The 16,914-nt window shown below is 68.1% G+C and carries 15 protein-coding genes; 4 read left to right on the plus strand and 11 right to left on the minus strand.

Features of this window, described 5'->3' with window-relative positions; all coding sequences use genetic code 11:
- Position 1 precedes the first annotated feature (1 nt).
- Positions 2 to 376, minus strand: a complete 375-nt coding sequence (locus M2317_RS15475; protein WP_429461672.1) for a hypothetical protein — start codon at positions 374 to 376, stop codon at positions 2 to 4.
- A 144-nt stretch (positions 377 to 520) separates the two neighbouring features.
- Positions 521 to 1,339, minus strand: a complete 819-nt coding sequence (locus M2317_RS15480; protein ID WP_429461673.1) for a MerR family transcriptional regulator — start codon at positions 1,337 to 1,339, stop codon at positions 521 to 523.
- Positions 1,340 to 1,497: 158 nt separating this feature from the next.
- Here M2317_RS15480 and M2317_RS15485 point away from each other — a divergent pair, with 158 nt between their 5' ends.
- On the plus strand, positions 1,498 to 2,337 hold the full coding sequence (locus M2317_RS15485) for a DUF4097 family beta strand repeat-containing protein (protein ID WP_429461675.1): 840 nt from the start codon (positions 1,498 to 1,500) through the stop codon (positions 2,335 to 2,337).
- Entirely contained in the window at positions 2,334 to 2,954 is a 621-nt protein-coding gene (locus M2317_RS15490; protein ID WP_429461676.1) for a PadR family transcriptional regulator, read from the plus strand. Before M2317_RS15485 ends, M2317_RS15490 begins: the two co-directional genes overlap by 4 nt.
- 3 nt (positions 2,955 to 2,957) lie before the next feature.
- Here the strand turns inward: M2317_RS15490 and M2317_RS15495 are convergent, their stop codons facing one another.
- A complete protein-coding gene (locus tag M2317_RS15495; protein ID WP_429461678.1) occupies positions 2,958 to 3,500 on the minus strand; it encodes a universal stress protein in 543 nt (180 codons plus the stop codon).
- A gap of 147 nt (positions 3,501 to 3,647) precedes the next feature.
- Here M2317_RS15495 and M2317_RS15500 point away from each other — a divergent pair, with 147 nt between their 5' ends.
- Together M2317_RS15500 and M2317_RS15505 are read left to right on the plus strand one after the other, a co-directional pair.
- Positions 3,648 to 3,839, plus strand: coding sequence for a DUF3073 domain-containing protein (locus M2317_RS15500; RefSeq protein ID WP_429461679.1), 192 nt, complete (start codon positions 3,648 to 3,650; stop codon positions 3,837 to 3,839).
- Between the two features lie 92 nt (positions 3,840 to 3,931).
- Entirely contained in the window at positions 3,932 to 4,756 is an 825-nt protein-coding gene (locus M2317_RS15505) for an MOSC domain-containing protein (RefSeq protein ID WP_429461681.1), read from the plus strand.
- Between the two features lie 74 nt (positions 4,757 to 4,830).
- Here M2317_RS15505 and M2317_RS15510 read toward each other — a convergent pair whose 3' ends face one another.
- The 8 genes from M2317_RS15510 to M2317_RS15545 form a co-directional block, all read right to left on the minus strand.
- Positions 4,831 to 6,582, minus strand: coding sequence for a beta-galactosidase (locus M2317_RS15510; protein WP_429461682.1), 1,752 nt, complete (start codon positions 6,580 to 6,582; stop codon positions 4,831 to 4,833).
- 71 nt (positions 6,583 to 6,653) lie between these two features.
- The gene (gene yicI, locus M2317_RS15515; RefSeq protein WP_429461684.1) at positions 6,654 to 8,891 is read right to left on the minus strand and encodes an alpha-xylosidase; all 2,238 of its coding nucleotides are present in this window, start codon (positions 8,889 to 8,891) and stop codon (positions 6,654 to 6,656) included.
- A gap of 137 nt (positions 8,892 to 9,028) precedes the next feature.
- The gene (locus tag M2317_RS15520) at positions 9,029 to 10,168 is read right to left on the minus strand and encodes an ROK family protein (protein WP_429461685.1); all 1,140 of its coding nucleotides are present in this window, start codon (positions 10,166 to 10,168) and stop codon (positions 9,029 to 9,031) included.
- Positions 10,169 to 10,177: 9 nt separating this feature from the next.
- Positions 10,178 to 11,638 (minus strand): sulfatase family protein, encoded by a 1,461-nt coding sequence (locus M2317_RS15525; RefSeq protein ID WP_429461960.1) that lies wholly within the window; start codon positions 11,636 to 11,638, stop codon positions 10,178 to 10,180.
- Positions 11,639 to 11,640: 2 nt separating this feature from the next.
- Positions 11,641 to 13,671: a beta-galactosidase gene (locus M2317_RS15530; protein WP_429461686.1), complete on the minus strand. Its 2,031-nt coding sequence runs from the start codon at positions 13,669 to 13,671 to the stop codon at positions 11,641 to 11,643.
- The gene (locus M2317_RS15535) at positions 13,668 to 14,588 is read right to left on the minus strand and encodes a carbohydrate ABC transporter permease (RefSeq protein ID WP_429461688.1); all 921 of its coding nucleotides are present in this window, start codon (positions 14,586 to 14,588) and stop codon (positions 13,668 to 13,670) included. The genes M2317_RS15530 and M2317_RS15535 overlap by 4 nt, the downstream gene beginning before the upstream one ends.
- Positions 14,585 to 15,526, minus strand: a complete 942-nt coding sequence (locus M2317_RS15540) for a carbohydrate ABC transporter permease (RefSeq protein ID WP_406247160.1) — start codon at positions 15,524 to 15,526, stop codon at positions 14,585 to 14,587. The genes M2317_RS15535 and M2317_RS15540 overlap by 4 nt, the downstream gene beginning before the upstream one ends.
- 56 nt (positions 15,527 to 15,582) lie before the next feature.
- Positions 15,583 to 16,884, minus strand: coding sequence for an ABC transporter substrate-binding protein (locus M2317_RS15545; protein ID WP_429461689.1), 1,302 nt, complete (start codon positions 16,882 to 16,884; stop codon positions 15,583 to 15,585).
- Positions 16,885 to 16,914 lie beyond the last annotated feature (30 nt).

Consider the following 16,914-nt stretch of genomic DNA (forward strand, 5'->3'; position numbering starts at 1 on the left):
CTCACTTCCTTCTGTCGGGGTCGACCGCCAGAGCGACACCCGCCGCGAAGAACGGCGCGGCCGAGAGCGCCACGAGCGGATGCCGGCGCCCACGGGTTCCGGCGAACGGGATCGCGACCAGCGGGAGGACCGCGGGCGCGAGGCCCAGCGCCGCGCGACGACTCGATCCGCGAGGTTCACCCCAGAGCGCCGAACTGAGCGCGACGGCGGTGGACGCAGAGGTCACGATGAACAGCGCATGATGCAGCCACCGAAACCGGCTCGTATCGATGATCCTTCCGGCGACGGCCGCGCCCAGCGCGCAGTTGAGCAGGTAGCTCAGCGCGGCCATGGCGAACACCGGCGGTGTCCTGGCGCCCCGGCGGTTGTCGCGCATGACTCGACCATAAGCCTCCGTGCGCGACCAGGCATGACGCGCACGGCACGTCCTCGATTCCCATCGCGAGGTGGAACGGCGAGCGGGAAGGGCGCTGACGCGGTGTCCCGCGTATTCCCCTCCCGCTCGCACGCCTCGCCGTGCCTACAGGTTCGCCTCCGCGTATATGCGGAGCGCGTCGCGGACGAACTCGGCGCCGGCGGTGCCACCGTCGCTCGTCGCGTAGTTCGCGCCGAAGCGCGGGTCGGCGACGTACATCTCGCCGAGCCCGATCACGTAGCCCTTGACGTCACCGCCCGGTACGGCGGCCGGCGTGCCGGGCACTCCCGTCAACCACTCGACGTGACGGGCGGCGATCGCCTGAGCCTCGTCGGATGCCGGATCGATGCCGCTCTCCGCGGCGGCGATCCAGTCGCGTCCGAGATCGGACACCAGCTGCTGCCAGTCGGCCCGCTCGGCATCCGTCATGCTGCGCCACCAGCGGTCGCTGTCGGCGTAGGCCTTCTTTCCCCAACGGTCCTCGACCTCCTCCTTGTATCGGGTGTGGTCGAAGCCGTCGAACATGTTCTCTGCCATGAGTTCTTCACCTCCTTTCAATGCGTCGATGGTGGATACGACCGACGCGATCTGCCGCGTCAGCCTGGTCTGCTCCTCGCGCAGCAGCGCGAGATGCGTCTCGAGGGCGGACGCCTCGGCGCGCTTCGACGAGCTCAGCGAACCTGAGTTCGAGCTCAGGGAGCCGTCGTCGAGCACCTCGGCGATCTGCGGGAGTCCGAGGCCGAGCTCGCGCAGCAGCAGGATCCGCTGCAGCCGGACGAGTGCCTGCTCGTCGTAGTGCCGGTAGCCGTTGTGCGCGATGCGCGTCGGCGTCAGCAGCCCGATGTCGTCGTAGTGACGGAGCGTCCGGCTCGTCGTACCGGCCAGCCGTGCGATCTCCTGGATCGACCAATCGCGTGTGCCCACGGCATCCTCCTCTCGTTGCGATATCTCCACCGTAGAAGTTGACGCTACGTCAAGGTCAAGCCCATTCAGAGAGAACCTGTTGACAAACTCGAGATATATCGTGTTACTCTCTCCATACGCGATATATCTCGATATCGCATCGACTCAGGAGAACAGACATGACCGAGAAGTGGCTCATCGCCCCCGGCGAGGAACGCGTCATCGACATCGCCCAGGCGACCAAGCTGAAGATCGGCCTCGTCGGCGGGCAGGTCGACGTCGTCGCGCACGACGAACCCGGCATCCGCATCGAGGTGCACGGCGTCACGATCAAGGATCTGCGCGTCGAATCCGACGGCACGCAGATCGAGATCGACCACCCGCAGATCGGCTGGGACAACTTCCTCGAGGTGTTCCGCAACTTCGGATCCGGCGGGCCCAAGGCCGAGGTCAGCGTCGCAGTGCCACGCAGCATCGCCCTGAATCTCGGCGTCGTCAACGCCGGTGCACTCATCTCGGGTCTCACGAACGACGCGAAGCTGAACACCGTGTCCGGCGACATCATCGTCGACACGCACACCGGCGATCTGTCGGTGAACACGGTCTCGGGCGACGTGCAGATCCGCGAGCTCACCGGCTCCGTCAACGCGAACAGCGTCTCGGGCGACGTCGCGGTGACGGGCTCCGTCCGCAAGATCACGATCGACACCGTCTCCGGGGCGATCTGGGCGGATGCCACGGGCAACATCAACACCATCAACCTGAACACCGTCGCGGGCAACAGCACGATCCGTCTCGAGGAGACCCTCCCGGCGAACTACGTGATGCGCTCGATGAGCGGTCGCGTCATGGTCGACGGCGTCGACCGCGGCTCGTCCGGCCCGACCAACTACACCGGCTCGGCCGGCGAACTCGCCGGCAGCTTCGTCGACATCCGCACGAACTCGGTCTCCGGCGACATCACGGTGCTGCGTCAGCCCGTTCGGACCGTCGCCGACGACGCGGAGTGGGAATCATGAGTCCCGCGGTCTTCTCGCACGGCGATCTGCGCCTGTATCTGCTGTCGCTGCTCGCTGAGTCCCCGCAGCACGGCTACGGCATCATCCAGGCACTGACCGACCGCACCGGCGGGACGTACACGCCCAGCGCCGGCACGATCTATCCGCGGCTCGCGAAGCTCGAGGAAGAGGGCCTGGTCACCAAGACCGTCGACGGCCGCACCACGATCTACGCGATCACGGATGCCGGACGCGCCGAGCTCGCCTCCCGCGAAGACGACCTCGCCGGGATCGAGGACGACCTGGCCGACTCGGTCCGGTTGATCGCGAACGAGGTGCGCCAGAGCGTGCAGGAGGCGATGAAGAGCCTCCGCGCCGACCTCGCCGCGGCCGCGAACGAGGAGCGCAAGGGCTCCTCGTCCCGTCAGCGCTCGACAGGTCCCGACGATCCGCGCGTCGCGAGCCGCGAAGAGCTCGGCCGAGCGGATGCCGTGGTCAACGCCTTCCGGGCGCGCATCCGCAGCGATCTGCGCACGCATGTCGCGCGCGGCGGAGTGCTCTCGGCATCCGTCGTCAGCGATCTCGAGGACGCACTGGACACGGCCGCCAAAGCCGTGACCCGCGCCCTGAAGGACTGAGCTCTACTCGGTCCAGATCTCGGCCTGGTCGTCCGGCACCGGCTCATCCAGCGGGACGACCAGGATCGAGCGATGCTGCCGGTGCGCGAGGCGCGCGGCGACCGAACCGGTGAAGAACTCGCGGATCGACTCGCCGATGCCCCGCTTACGGGTGCCGATGACGATCAGCTGCGCGTCGAGCTTGCCGGCGAGCTGCTTGATCGCGAGCGCCGGGTCGCCCACGAGCTGGCGGGAGGTCCAGGTCAGCCCCGTGCCCTCGAGCGCCTTCGTGGCCGCCTCGGTGACGTGCTCGAACTCCACAGCGCCCGTCTCGATGTTCATGTCGATCGGGGCGGAGTGCACATAGCCGTCCGGGTCCTCGTACGTCACGAAACGCGTGACGTCGACGTGAACGACGACCAGGGGGGCGCCCAGGAGCGTCGCGTAGCGGATCGCCTCGTGCAGCACCCGCGGGTTCTGCTCGGGCTGCACGCCCACGATCACGGACTTCTGCAGCTCGCTGTTCTGGACGACTTCTTCGGACGACGTGGAACCGGCATCTGACATGCGGATCGTTCCCTTCCCCGGGTCTCGAACGGCCAGTGACTCTGGCCATCGTGCTATCCTGAATGCTACTCTTACCGGCCTTCAGCCGGTGTCGTGAATGCGCGGGTCTCAGCCGCCCGCAGCTTAGATCGTGAGGGGGTCTCGCGCATGGGCCGTGGCCGTCAGAAGGCGAAACACACCAAGATCGCCCGCGAACTCAAGGCGTACAGTCCTTCGGTGAACTACTCCGCGCTCGAGCGCGAACTGGGTCATCCGAGCGACTCGGACGAGAACGCCTACGTCGACAAGTGGGCCGACGAGTACGCAGACGAAGACGAGGACGAACTCGAAAAGGCATAACGCCCGAGTTCGATCATCGATGACCCCGTCGCACCGCGGCGGGGTCATCGTCGTACCCGCGAGCATCCCGTTCGGGATGGAAGGATGCTGTCATGCCCCGTGTCGTCGCCCTCTATCGTCATCCGGTCAAAGGATTCACCCCAGAACCGCGGGACGAGCTGCTGATCCAGCCCGACGGCCGGGTCGCCGGCGACCGCGTGCTCGCGTTCCGTTTCGCGGATGCCGCGACACCGGACGACCGCGACGGGCTGGACTACTGGCCGAAGTCGCAGGGCATTGCGCTGGAGTCGTTCCCCGCGCTCTCCCGGCTCCGGTTGTCCTACGACGACGCGGCGCAGCGGGTACGGATCCTGCACGAGGACGCGACCCTCGTGGACGCCGGTCTGGACGACGCCGGGCGCCGCGAACTGTCGGACGCGGTCACCGCGTTCGTCATGGAGTCCGCCGAGGCGAAGCGCCTTCGGCGTCCCGGGCGGCTGCCGATCGTCCTGGTCGGCGACGGTGCGCGTTCCCGATTCCAGGATCGTGCGCGCGGCTACGTCTCGGTGCACAGCACCGCGAGCGTGGCCGCCCTCGGCGAAGCGCTCGAGCAGGACATCGACGACCGCCGGTTCCGCTCGAACGTCGTGATCGACGGGGTCGGGGCCTGGGAGGAGCTCGACTGGATCGGCGAGGTGCGCATCGGCGACGTCCGGTTCTCGGTCGACGGCCCGATCGTGCGCTGTCTCGCCACACATGCGAACCCGGACACCGGCATCCGCGATGCGCGGGTGCTGACAACTCTGACGTCGCACATCGGTCAGGAGGAGCCGACTCTCGGCCGCCTGCTCGTGCTGCCCGGCGTCAGCGGCGCCGTCGACGACGACAGCGGCCGTGGCGGCGTCATCCGCGTGGGCGACGAGGTCGTTGCGGGCTGAGCACGAGATCTCATCGTGCACAGCTGCGAGCAGCACTGGCATGACCAAGACGGGCTCTGATCTCCGGCGGGGATTCAGGAGCCGACGAACTCCTCGGCATCGCCGAATGACGGGCGTTCGCGGATCTCGACCGCATCACCGAGACCTTCGACGTCGAACACGACGATCTCGTTGTCGCCTGCCCGCCAGAGCGGGGCAGGGGCGTACAGCGTCTCCTGCGGCCCGATCTCCCAGTAACGCCCGAGCAGGAAGCCGTTCAGCCAGACCATGCCCTTCGTGCCGCCGGGGAACGCGAGCCACGCGTCGCACGGCTCCGCGATGCCGAAGTGCGCGACCGCGATGCCGTCGCGCCCTGGGGAGCGGTCCGTGGTGTCCGGCCGCTCCTGCGGCATGATCCGGTGCCGCCATCCGTGGACCAGCCGACGCCCGATCATCACGCCGCGCATGATGCCCTTGCCCTCGCCCGTGTACGGCCCGTAGTTGATGCGGCCGAGGCTCTCCACGACGATCGTGAGCCGGGCATCCCGACGGGCCGTCGGCAGGACGAGCGACGTCGCACCATCCCTTTCCAGAGTGCCGAGCCGCTCGTCGTCGAGGTACACGACAGCGCGGTCGTGCAGCCCGTCGACCGTGAGCGTCGCGCCATCGACGAACGAGACGTCGGCCTCGTACACGACGAACCCGTCCTCCGCGCCCAGCTGCTCGAACGTCTGCGGCCGCGGAGTGCGGGCGCCGACCGTCGGCAGAGCGTGCAGGTGATCGAGCGCCGATACGATCGGCCTGAGCACCGCAGATGCCGCCGGCAGCCGCCTCGGGTCGGCGGGGATCTCCGGCAGCGCTCCGCTGTGAAGGGGCGCGAACAGGGCACGCAACACGTGGAATTTGTCGTTCAGCGTCCCGTCTTCACCGATCGGGGCGTCCGAGTCGTAGCTCGTGACGGTCGGCTGAAGGACGCGATCGTGGTTGGCACCGTTCCACAGCCCGAAGTTCGTGCCGCCGTGTGCCATGTAGATGTTCACCGAGCCGCCGGCGTCGAGCAGCTCGCGGACGACACTCCCTGTGCTGTCCGCGGACCGGACGTGATGACGCTCGCCCCAGTGGTCGAACCAGCCACCCCACAGCTCGCTGCACATCAGCGGTTCATCCGGACGACGCAGTGCGACGGCCTTCGACGCACCGGATCCGAACGTGAAGGTCGTCATCGCACCCGCAACGCTGCCGTGCTCGACCATGTCCGCGGTCGTGCCGTCCGCCGTCATCAGCATCTCGACGACTCCCCGCCTGCGCAGCCCGTCACGCAGATGAGTCAGGTACTCCGCGTCGCTGCCGAACGAGCCGTATTCGTTCTCGACCTGGAAGGCGACGATCGGCCCGCCGTGCGCGGCCTGCAGCGGAACCAGCCGCGGAATCAGCTGGTCGTACCAGCGGTCGACCGCGGCGAGATAGGCCGCGTCGCTGGTGCGCAGGGCGCTGGTCCGACCCGACAGCCAGAACGGGATGCCGCCGTTGGACCACTCCGCGCAGATATAGGGGCTCGGACGCATGTAGACATCCAGACCGATCTCGCCGGCGATCCGCACGAACCTCTCGATGTCGCGCCAGCCATCGAAACGCACATCGCCCTCCGCCCGCTCGTGGAAGTTCCACGCGGCGTAGGCATCGACGGTGTTCGCTCCCATCGCGGCCAGGCGGCGCAACCGGTCCTCCCACTGGTCGGGATGCACGCGGAAGTAGTGGACGGCACCGGCCAGGACCCGGTGCGGGCGTCCGTGGCGCATGATCGAACCGTCGTGGATGGCCAGCGCAGGGTCTGGAGAATGGGCCATGGCGCTCCTCGTCGAGTGTCTGCTCAGAGTACTCGGCGCGGAGCCCCGCATGGCTCATGCCCGGCGGCGGATCACCCCGTCACCGCGGCGCGGTCGACCGTGAACTGCTGGGCACGGCCATCCGGCGTCGTCACGGTGATCTCGGCGACACCGCTCCCGCCCGGGAAGACCCGCAACGCGAGCCCGTCGAGGTAGTCGTAGTCGGGCCGGTCGACCCGAGCACCCCACGGCAGGACCGCGCCGGGGCGGACGTAGAGCGGCAGGGTCGTGAAGTCGTGCGTCTCCCGCATCCAGCGACCGCCTTCCACGCTCTCGCCCGTGAACAGGCTGGTCCACGTTCCGGCGGGAAGGTAGAAGTCCACCTCGCCCGATTCCGTGAACACCGGCGCGACGAGAAGGTCATCGCCCAGCATGTACTGGCGATCGAGATGGGCGACGGCGGGGTCGGCCGGGAACTCGAACGACATCGGACGCATGAGCGGCACGCCGGTACGCGCGGCATCCAGGCCCGCCTGGAACAGGTACGGCATGAGACGCATCTTCAGGTGTGTGAAGATGCGCGTGACCTCGACGGCCTCCTCGTCGAAGGCCCACGGCACACGGTAGGACTTCGAGCCGTGGAAGCGAGAATGGCTGCCGAGCAGTCCGAACGCGGTCCAGCGCTTGAAGACGGCCGGATCCGGGGTTCCCTCGAACCCGCCGATGTCATGGCTCCAGAACGCGAATCCGCTCATGGCCAACGACAGCCCGCCGCGGAGCGTCTCCGCCATGGAGGGGAACGTCGACGTCGAATCGCCGCCCCAGTGGACAGGCATCGTCTGGCCGCCGGCGGTCGCCGAACGCGCGAACAGGACCGCCTCGCCCTCTCCGCGTTCCTCGACGAGCACCTCGTGCACCGCCTTGTTGTAGAGGTGCGCGTAGAGATTGTGCATGCGCGACGGGTCCGATCCGTCGAAGTAGTCGACCTCGAGCGGAATCCGCTCGCCGAAGTCGGTCTTGAAGCAGTCGACGCCCTGCCGCATCAGCCGCCGCAGGTGCTCCTGATACCACGCCGTCGCATCCGGGTTGGTGAAGTCGACGAGTCCCATGCCCGCCTGCCACATGTCCCACTGCCACACCGAACCGTCCGGCCTGGTCACGAGGTAGCCCAGCGCGGCCGCCTCCGCGAACAGCGGCGAGCGCTGGCCGATGTAGGGGTTGATCCACACGCACACGCGGAGATCCCGCTCGTGCAGACGGGACAGCATTCCCTCCGGGTCAGGGAACGTGCGCGGATCCCACTCGAAATCGCACCAGTTGAACTCGCGCATCCAGAAGCAGTCGAAGTGGAACACCGAAACCGGCAGCTCGCGCGTCGCCATCTCATCGATGAACGACGTCACGGTCGCCTCGTCGTAGTCGGTGGTGAAGCTCGTCGAGAGCCACAGACCGTAGGACCACGCCGGCACGACGGGCGGCCGGCCGGTGAGGGCGGTGTAGCGGGTGATCACATCCTTCGGGCTCGGCCCCGCGATCACGAAGTACTCCAGCGCCTCCCCCGCCACCGAGAACTGCACCCGTTCAACCGTCTCGGATCCGATCTCGTAGGAGACATGGCCGGGGTCGTTGACGAGGACGCCGTATCCGCGGTTGGAGAGATAGAAGGGGACGTTCTTGTACGCCTGCTCACTCGACGTGCCGCCATCCGCGTTCCAGACATCGACCGATTGTCCGTTCTTCACCAGCGGACCGAAGCGTTCGCCGAGACCGTGGATGAGCTCGCCCACCCCGAGATCGAGCTGCTCATGGACGAAGGTGCTCGGCCGTGCCGTCGAACCGTCCGCCTGCGGGGGGAGCACGATCCCCGGGTCGACCTGCGCGCCGGGCGCCAGGCGCACATAACCCTGCGCCTTGTGTCCGCTGCCGGTCACCCGCCGGCCGTCGATCTCGAACGACAGGTTCCAAGGGGCTCCCCGCGCGATGCGCGCGGTCAGGGCGCCGCTGGTGAGCACGCCCCCCTCGTCGGTGAGGGATGCCGTGGCGCCGGCGTCCACGCGATTCCCGGCGAGCGGGAATCCGCCGTGCCACCGGCCGCCTTCGTGGTGTGCGACGCGCACCCGGATGACCCCCTCCATCGGCGAGGAGAGCGTCACCGTCAGCACCGGCCGGTTGAGCGTGTCACCGCGCCTGCCGATGGCGGCGGTCGGAGCGGTCACGACCAGCCCCTGCCCGTCCGCTGCGACATCCGTCTGCCAGATGTCATAGGCCTCCTGCGCGTACAGCGCTGTGACACCAGGCCTCAGCTGCCAGAAACCATCGGTGAACTTCATCGCTTCTCCCCTTCGACGGGTCGGGGATCCGCATGCAGATCGACCGCAGAACCCATTTTGTCAAGTCATGAAACAATATACCGACGAGAGAAGGCCGACGCGAACCAGGGCGGCGCAGAACCTCGTCGCGTCCCGCGTCAGACGAGGAGGCGACGCATCGCCGCGACGGCCGCGCCGCGCGCGTAAAGGCCGAAGTCGAAGGCCGGCCGTTCGATGAGGACCTCGTCCGGGTAACCCTCTTCGAGGAACTCCGCGAGCGCGGCACGCACGCTCCGGGGCGCGATCTCGAGCATGTCCGTCCCCTCGCCCATCACGGCGATGACTTCCGGGTCGAACGCATTCACAGCTTCGGCGATCGCAGCGCCCAGCGCCCGACCGGCGTCCTCGAAGGCCGCGCGTGCCAGGGCATCCCCCGCGCGTGCGCGCTCCAGCACCTGCTCGTATCCATCCGCTCCCGCGTTGTGCGCGATCGCCGGCATGGTCACGAAACTGTGCACGCAGTCGACATGGCCGTTGCGGCACACGCGACCGTGGCCGCCGATCCGTGTATGTCCGACGCGACCGGCCCGACCGTTCGCCCCGAGGTGGAGGTCGCCGCCGAGGACGACACCCGAACCGATGCCCGCGCCCACACCGTAGACCACCAGCGACGAATGCCGGGCATGCGTTCCGAACCAGTGATGCGCACCGGCGAGGGCATGGACGTCGTTCACGATCGCTGCGGGCAGATGCGCCGCCGATGTCACGAGATCCGCCAGGCGGACCGCGTTCCACCCGAGGAAGTTCGAGTGATGCAGAACTCCTCCCCCCTCGTTGGTGTCCGAGACGTCACCGGCCACAGCGATCCCGATCGCGACGATCTCGCCGCCGTCGACCGGCGGAATGGACCGGGCGATGAGGTCGACGACATCGGTCACCTCGCGACTGGGCAGGGGGTGCTCGGCTTCGGCCACGACCCGCGCCTGCAGGTCGGTCACGACGAGATACATCGTGTCGGCGGTGAGCTTCACACCGGCGAAGTGGGCCGCATCAGGGCGCAGCCGGAGCATCTCGGCGGGCCTCCCCCGCGATCCGGAGATGTGCAGCGCCCCTTCCAGCACCAATCCGCCGTCGATCAGACCGCGTGTCACGCGGGTGAGACTCGTTCGCGACAGCCCGAGCCGCTCGGCGATGCGCACACGCGGCTGCTCACCGTGGAGCAGAAGCTCGAGGAGAACCCGGCGCTCGGTGTCGGGAAGACCAGGCCAGTACTCGACGGCCGGTGAGGGGACGGACACGACGACAGCCTAGCCGGGGGACGACGACGGTCGCCCGGTCGCCCCGGCGAGTGCGCTCCGCACGCGCTCGGCATGACGGTCGATCAGATCGCCGCGGCCGACCTGCGCCAACCACGCGGCATGCAGATCCCACAGCCGGATCGCGTCTTCAGGGCGCGCACCCAGCAGGTCATGCGATTCGGACGGATCGCTCCGGACGTCGAAGAGCTGGACGCCGTCACCGGGGTCGGTGTGCTCGACCACGCGGATCCCTCGTGCATTGGGGTCATCGCCGTGCGTGACGCGCAGCTTGAGATCACCGTTGCGCACGGCCGCCTGGAAGCCGCACTCCCAGTGCAGCTCGTCCCTCGTCCGCTCTCCGGAGCGCAGCTGATCCGCTTGATCGACGCCGTCGATGTCGAGCGAGGCGACGTCGTACCCGGCCGCGGCCAACAGCGTCGGATAGAGATCCATCGAGCTGATGATGCCGTCCCGAGTGCCGCCGCCGCTCCACTCCCCTGCTGGCCAGCGCACGAGGAACGGGACACGCACTCCGCCCTCCGCGAGCGTGTACTTCGTGCCGCTGAGCGGCGCGTTGCTCCCGTAGTTGCAGGTCGAACCGCCGTTGTCCGTCAGGTACACGACGATCGTGTTCTCTGCGATGCCGCGGTCCTCGAGTCGATCCAGCAGCGCTCCGATCTCCCGGTCCATCAACTCGAGCTGAGCGAGGTAGTACTCGCGCCCGCGTTCGAGGCGGGGAGAGATCGCCCCGTCGTACCAGTCCGCATACGTGACACCGCTGGACTGGTCCCAGTCATCGCGTACGGGCAGGCCGCGGCGTTCCAGCTCCTCCGGCGGCAGCTGCCAGCAGAAGTTGTGCACCGCGTTGAACGCGAGCATGGCGAAGAACGGCGCACCGTCATCGTCCGAGATGAACTCCTGCGTGCGTCGCCCGAGCTCCGCGGTCAGGAAGCCCTCCAGCTCGACCTCGTCGCGCCCCTCGAACATGGGCTGCACGGCCATGCGCCAGTTCCCTTCGGGTCCGTACTCGTCGACGGCATCCTTCGTATGACGCAGATAGTGCAGTCGTCCCTGCTGGCGGCCGGCGAGGCCGTAGTACGACACGTCGAAACCGTGCTCTGGCGGGCACGCGCGATCACCGGGTTCATCCTGACCGTAGTGCACCTTGCCGAAATAGCCGGTGCGATAGCCCTGCTCGCGGAACCGCTCCGCGAGCGTCGTCCTTTCGTCGGGGAACCGCGTGTCCAGGAACCAGGTCGATCCCCACCGTGCGGGGTGCGCGCCGGAGATCAGCGCGGCGCGTGATGGATTGCAGATCGGCGCCGCCACGTACGCGTCGGAGCAGGAGATCCCCTCCGTCGCCAGCCGATCGAGCGCGGGCGTGCGCACCTCGGGATCGTGTCCGAGGATGCCGCGGTCCGCGTACCCGTGATCGTCCGACAGGATGAGCAGGATGTTCGGTGCCGTCATCGTCACGCCACGGATTCTATGACGACGCTCGCCGCCTGATCCTCGCGCACGACGGCGACTCCACCTGGGGCGATCACGAGGCCTTCGGCCAGATCGCTCGCCGTGAGCAGATCCGTTCCGCCACCGCGCACGCGGACCGGCTCGCTGCCGTGGTGCAGGAGGAAGAGGTAGTCGGCCTCCGCTCCGCGGCGCCGAACCGCTTCCACGCCGAGTTCTGCGGAACCCGCCAGCGTCGGACCGGCGCCCACTGCTGCGGCCTGCGCCGTGAGGAACGCGTCCCGTGAGGTCTGGTCCAGGCGGGCCGAGAGGTACACGGCGACGCCGTCGCCGACCGCGGATTCGGTGACCGCGGGCGCACCGGCCAGCGGGCCTTCGGCGTAGCGGTGCACGACCGCTGCGCCGGTCGCCTCGACGCGTTCGGTCCACTCCTCTGCCGTCAGGCCGTCGCTCAGGGCGAGCTTCTCCCCTGGCGCGAGCGGCAGGATCTCATCGACACGGATGCCGAGCAGCTCGCGCAGCACGCCGGGATATCCACCGCCGAGCACATGCTGGTTCTCGTCCGCGACACCCGTGAGATAGGAGACCAGCAGTCGACCGCCGGCGTCGACGTAGGCACGCAGCCAGTCGGCGACCACGGAGTCCATGGCGTAGAGGGTGGGGACCACGAGCAGTCGATACTGCGAGATGTCCGCACCGGGGCGTACGAAGTCGGTCGGGATCCCGGCGCGCCAGAAGGACCGGTGCGTGGCCCGCGCTTCGTCGGAGTAGTTCATCGACTCGTTCGGCAGGTGCGGGGTCTCCAGCGCCCACCAGCCCTCGGCATCCCACACGATCCCCACCTGCGCGTCGACGAGGGGGCCCGACGCCGGCGGCTGGGTGACCTCGGCGATGGATTCGAGGGCGGCGCCGAGCTGCACCACGGTGTCGAACCCGCGACTCGTCCCGCCGCCGTGCGGCACGAGCGCGCCGTGCCACTGCTCAGACCCACCCGCTGCGGCCCGCCACTGGAAGAACAGCGAGCTCTGCGCCCCTCGGGCGATGTAGCCCAGGGAGTTGCGGATCATCCGATCCGGGGCCTTCGCGAACGTGCGATTGCCGACGCGGATGCCGGTCGCGTTCTGCTCCATCAGGACCCACGGCCCGCCGGCCCAGGATCGGGTGAGGTCAGAGCCGTACGCGACGTGCGCCTCGGCATCCGGGCCCACCGTGTCGAGATAGTGATCGATCGACACGATGTCCTGCGCGTCGCTCCAGGACCACTGCTCGAGGTGGTTCCAGGTGGGCAGCATGAAGTTCGTGGTGACCGGCGCCGGCGAACCCGACGCGCGGATCTCGTGCTTCTGCTCCTCGAAGGCGGCCAGCATCTCATCCGAGGAGAAGCGTCGGAAATCGACCACCTGGGTCGGATTGTGCAGATACTGGGTCGCCATCGGCGGCTCGATCTCGTCCCACGATCCGTAGCGCTGCGACCAGAAGGCCGTGTACCACGCCGCGTTCAACGCCTCGAGCGAGCCGTACCGAGCCTGCAGCCAGCGGCGGAAGGCCGCTGCCGCATGCGGACCGTAGTCGAGCGTGCCGTACTCGTTGTGCAGATGCCAGCCGCGCAGGCCGGGATGCGCGCCGTACCGGTCGGCGAGGAAGCGTGCGATCCGGCGGGATGCCTCGCGGTAGGCGGGGGCGCTCACGGCGTAGGTGTCGCGCGATCCGTGGCGCAGCCGGACGCCGTCGGGCCGCACGGGCAGCGCATCGGGATGCGCGAGGCTGAACCACGGCGGCGGTGATGCCGTCGGGGTCGCCAGGAAGAAGCCGATGCCGGCTTCGTCGAGCAACTGGATGATCTGATCGAGCCAGCCGGCGTCGTACTCTCCCTCGCGGGGTTCGAGCATCGCCCAGGAGAAGACACCGAGAGTGACGGTGTTCACCCGTGCGCGCTTCATCAGCGAGATGTCGTCGAGCCAGACCTCCCTGGACCACTGCTCGGGGTTGTAGTCCCCGCCGAAGAGGAAGCTGCGGGGTGCGAATGCGGTGCTCATCCCTTGAGCCCTCCGCTCACGAGGTCGAGGCGCCAGTAGCGCTGCAGGACGAGCATCATGATGATCAGCGGGATGATCGAGACCGCCGCTCCGATGATCGCGAGGCTGTACAGCGACGGCGTGCCCGAGCCCTTCGAGAGCAATGTGTAGAGGCCCACGGTGAGCGGGTACATCCGCTCGTCCGAGAGCATGATGAACGGCAGCAGGAAGTTGTTCCAGATGCCGACGAACTGCAGCAGGAAGATCGTGACCATGCCAGGCACCATCATCGGCAGTGCGATCGAGGTGAAGATGCGGTAGTCGTTGGCGCCGTCGATCCGCGCGGCCTCGATGGTCTCCGACGGGACAGCGGAGGACGCGTACACTCTCGCGAGGAAGATCCCGAACGGCGAGATCAGCGATGGCAGCAGCACGGACCAGTAAGTGCCGGCGAGTCCCATCTGGGACATGAGCAGGTACTGCGGGATCGCGAGGGTGATGCCCGGCAGCAGCACGCCGGCGAGGATCGCGTAGAACCAGATCTGGCGCCCCGGGAAGTCGTACTTCGCCAGCGCGTAGCCGGCCATCGTCGAGACGAGCGTGGAGAGCACGGCCCCGCCGATGGCGTAGATGGCGCTGTTGTACGCCCACATCCCGAACTGCCCACCACCGTAGGCGAACAGGTCACCGAGGTTGTCGAGCAGGCTCGTCCCCGGGATGAAGGTGAACGTCGTGAAGAGCTCGGTGTTGGACTTCGTCGACGCGATCACGACCCACAGGACCGGGACCAGGCAGTAGAGCGCGCCGAGGATCAGGACGGCGCTGGCGATGACGGGGCGCTGCTTCGCCCCGCGCCGTCCGATGCGGGAGTCGCGAGCGATGCGTGCGCCGGTGGCCGGGCGGGACGCGGTGGCGGGCGGTGCCGTTGTGGTGTTCATTCGTTCCATCCGAATGCTCGACGCTGCGTCACACGCAGCAGGATGACGGAGATGACGAGCGTGCCGAGCGCGAGGACGACCGACGACGCCGCGGCGAGCGACAGGTCATCCCGCGTGAACGCGTCACGGTAGATCTTCATGAGCGGCACCCAGGTCTGGGAGATCTCGTTGGTCATGGGGCGCAGCGTCGTCGGCTCGCCGTACACCTGGAGCGTCCCGATCAGGGAGAAGAGACCGGTCAGCACGAGCGCCGGCGCCACCAGGGGCACCTTGATGCGCCAGGCGATGTTCCACTCCGAGGCGCCGTCGATGCGTGCGGCCTCGTAGACCTCGGTCGGGATGCCGCGCAGCGACGTGTAGATGATGATCATGTTGAAGCCGATGGCGCCCCAGATCGCGATGTTCGCGACGGACGGGTACAGGCTGGCTCCGGAGAGCACCACGACGTCCGGCAGCCCGAACTGATTGAGGATCCAGTTCAGCGGGCTGGTGGAGGGCAGGTAGAGGAAGCCCCACAGCAGCGACGCGATGACGCCGGGAACCGCGTACGGGAGGAAGATCGCGATGCGCGAGAACTTCGCCGCACGCACCCGGGGCAGATCCAGCAGCAGCGCGAACAGCAGCGCGAGGCCGAGGGTCAGCGGGACGGCGATGAGGCCGTAGATCGCGAGTCGTCCGAATCCGGCGAGGAACTCGGGATCGGTGAACGTGCGGATGTAGTTCTCGAATCCGACCCAGGTCTCGGCGCGGACCCCGAACGGGCCCTCACCGCTGACGCGCATCCCGCGGAAGCTGAGGATGATCGCGTATCCGATCGGGATCGCCAGGAAGGCGAGGAAGAGGATACCTGCCGGCAGCAGGAAGACATAGGGTACGACCCATCTCGATCGAGGGGTCTTCCGCCGCGCAGGGGTTCGGACGTCTGCGGCAACACTCATTTTCGGGCTCCTTCGGGGGCGGGGTGCCGGCGGCATGACCGCCGGCACCCGCACGATCACTCCGCGGTGACGTCGAATCCGGACGTCTTCATGTCGTCGACGACGACCTTCTCCGTCTCGGTCAGCGCCCCGGACAACGGCGTCCCGTTCGTCACGGCGGCCGACATCGCGTCCTGGAAGGCGCTGGAGGCCACGTTGACGTTCGGGCCCCAACTGATCTCCGGGATGGTGTCCTCGGCGATCTGGGCTGCGATCTCCCAGTAGTCGTCCTGCTGCGGCATCAGCGCGGGCGCGTCGGCATCCAGCGTGAGCTGCTGCCCGGCGAGCGAGGCCGGGTACTGACCCTCCTCGATCTGGATCTGCGCCGCCTCCTCGGACGTGCCGATCCAAGCGGCGAACTCCGCCGCTGCTTCGGCGTGCTCGGACGAGGTGGTCACGACGGCCGCGGATCCGCCCTGGAACGCGACGGCGCTGTCGCCCTCGGTCCACTGCGGCAGCGGAGCCATCGCCCACTGGCCGGCCATGTCGGACGCGACGCCGTTGATGACGCCTGCGGCCCAGAGTCCGGCGGGCCAGGAGAGGACGTTGCCCTCGTTCAGGCGCGCGTTCCACTCGGGCGTGAGCAGCGGCTCAGCCAGCACGAGGTCGCGGTCGATGAGGTCCTGCCAGTAGTCGGCGACGGCGACGGAGGCCTCGTCATCGAAGTCGACGGTCCACTGATCGCCGTCGACGGTCCACCATTCGGCGCCGGCCTGCTGCGCGAAGCCGGCGAAGCCGCCGAACTCGGCCGGTGCGAAGGTCGTGATGTAGGCGTCTGGGTCGGCAGCACGCACCTGCTCTGCCGCGGTGGCGAACTCCGCCCATGTCGTCGGGACCTCGATGCCGAGTTCGGCGAAGCGCGCCTGGTTGTAGGTCAGCGCCTGGGGGCCGGCATCCTGCGGGACGCCGTAGCTGGTCCCGTCGAACGTCGCCTGGCTCCACACACCCGGTGCGTACTCCTCGGCGAGGTCGCCGGTGTACTCGCTGATGTCGGCGGCGACGCCGGCGACGATCATCGCCGGCAGCGTGTTGTACTCGACCAGCGCGACGTCCGGGGCGTTGTTCGCACGCTGAGCGGTGACGAGCTTGGCCGACGAGTCGCCGCCGCCACCGGCGTCGGTGTGCTTGACCTGAATGTCGGGGTGCGCCTCGTTCCAGGCATCGACGAGCGGCTTCTGGGTGGTTCCCCATGCCCAGTACTCGAGCGTGATCGGACCGTCGGCCGTGTCATCCGACCCGCTTCCGCCTGCGCAGCCCGTCAGGGCGAGAGCGGCGACGGCGACGGATGCCGTGATTGCGACCAGCTTGCTGCGTTGCATTCTCTGAATCTCCCTCGATGTGATCGCCGA

Source organism: Microbacterium sp. ZKA21, from assembly GCF_050434165.1.
Classification (GTDB): Bacteria; Actinomycetota; Actinomycetes; order Actinomycetales; family Microbacteriaceae; genus Microbacterium.

What these genes read in the sequence shown, in the direction of transcription:
- M2317_RS15490 (WP_429461676.1), top strand. Translation starts at nt 2,334, where the DNA reads ATGAGTCCCGCGGTCTTCTCGCACGGCGATCTGCGCCTGTATCTGCTG.
- M2317_RS15485 (WP_429461675.1), top strand. Translation starts at nt 1,498, where the DNA reads ATGACCGAGAAGTGGCTCATCGCCCCCGGCGAGGAACGCGTCATCGAC.
- yicI (WP_429461684.1), bottom strand. Translation starts at nt 8,891, where the DNA reads ATGAAGTTCACCGATGGTTTCTGGCAGCTGAGGCCTGGTGTCACAGCG.
- M2317_RS15530 (WP_429461686.1), bottom strand. Translation starts at nt 13,671, where the DNA reads ATGAGCACCGCATTCGCACCCCGCAGCTTCCTCTTCGGCGGGGACTAC.
- M2317_RS15495 (WP_429461678.1), bottom strand. Translation starts at nt 3,500, where the DNA reads ATGTCAGATGCCGGTTCCACGTCGTCCGAAGAAGTCGTCCAGAACAGC.
- M2317_RS15525 (WP_429461960.1), bottom strand. Translation starts at nt 11,638, where the DNA reads ATGACGGCACCGAACATCCTGCTCATCCTGTCGGACGATCACGGGTAC.
- M2317_RS15505 (WP_429461681.1), top strand. Translation starts at nt 3,932, where the DNA reads ATGCCCCGTGTCGTCGCCCTCTATCGTCATCCGGTCAAAGGATTCACC.
- M2317_RS15510 (WP_429461682.1), bottom strand. Translation starts at nt 6,582, where the DNA reads ATGGCCCATTCTCCAGACCCTGCGCTGGCCATCCACGACGGTTCGATC.
- M2317_RS15540 (WP_406247160.1), bottom strand. Translation starts at nt 15,526, where the DNA reads ATGAGTGTTGCCGCAGACGTCCGAACCCCTGCGCGGCGGAAGACCCCT.
- M2317_RS15475 (WP_429461672.1), bottom strand. Translation starts at nt 376, where the DNA reads ATGCGCGACAACCGCCGGGGCGCCAGGACACCGCCGGTGTTCGCCATG.
- M2317_RS15535 (WP_429461688.1), bottom strand. Translation starts at nt 14,588, where the DNA reads ATGAACACCACAACGGCACCGCCCGCCACCGCGTCCCGCCCGGCCACC.
- M2317_RS15545 (WP_429461689.1), bottom strand. Translation starts at nt 16,884, where the DNA reads ATGCAACGCAGCAAGCTGGTCGCAATCACGGCATCCGTCGCCGTCGCC.
- M2317_RS15500 (WP_429461679.1), top strand. Translation starts at nt 3,648, where the DNA reads ATGGGCCGTGGCCGTCAGAAGGCGAAACACACCAAGATCGCCCGCGAA.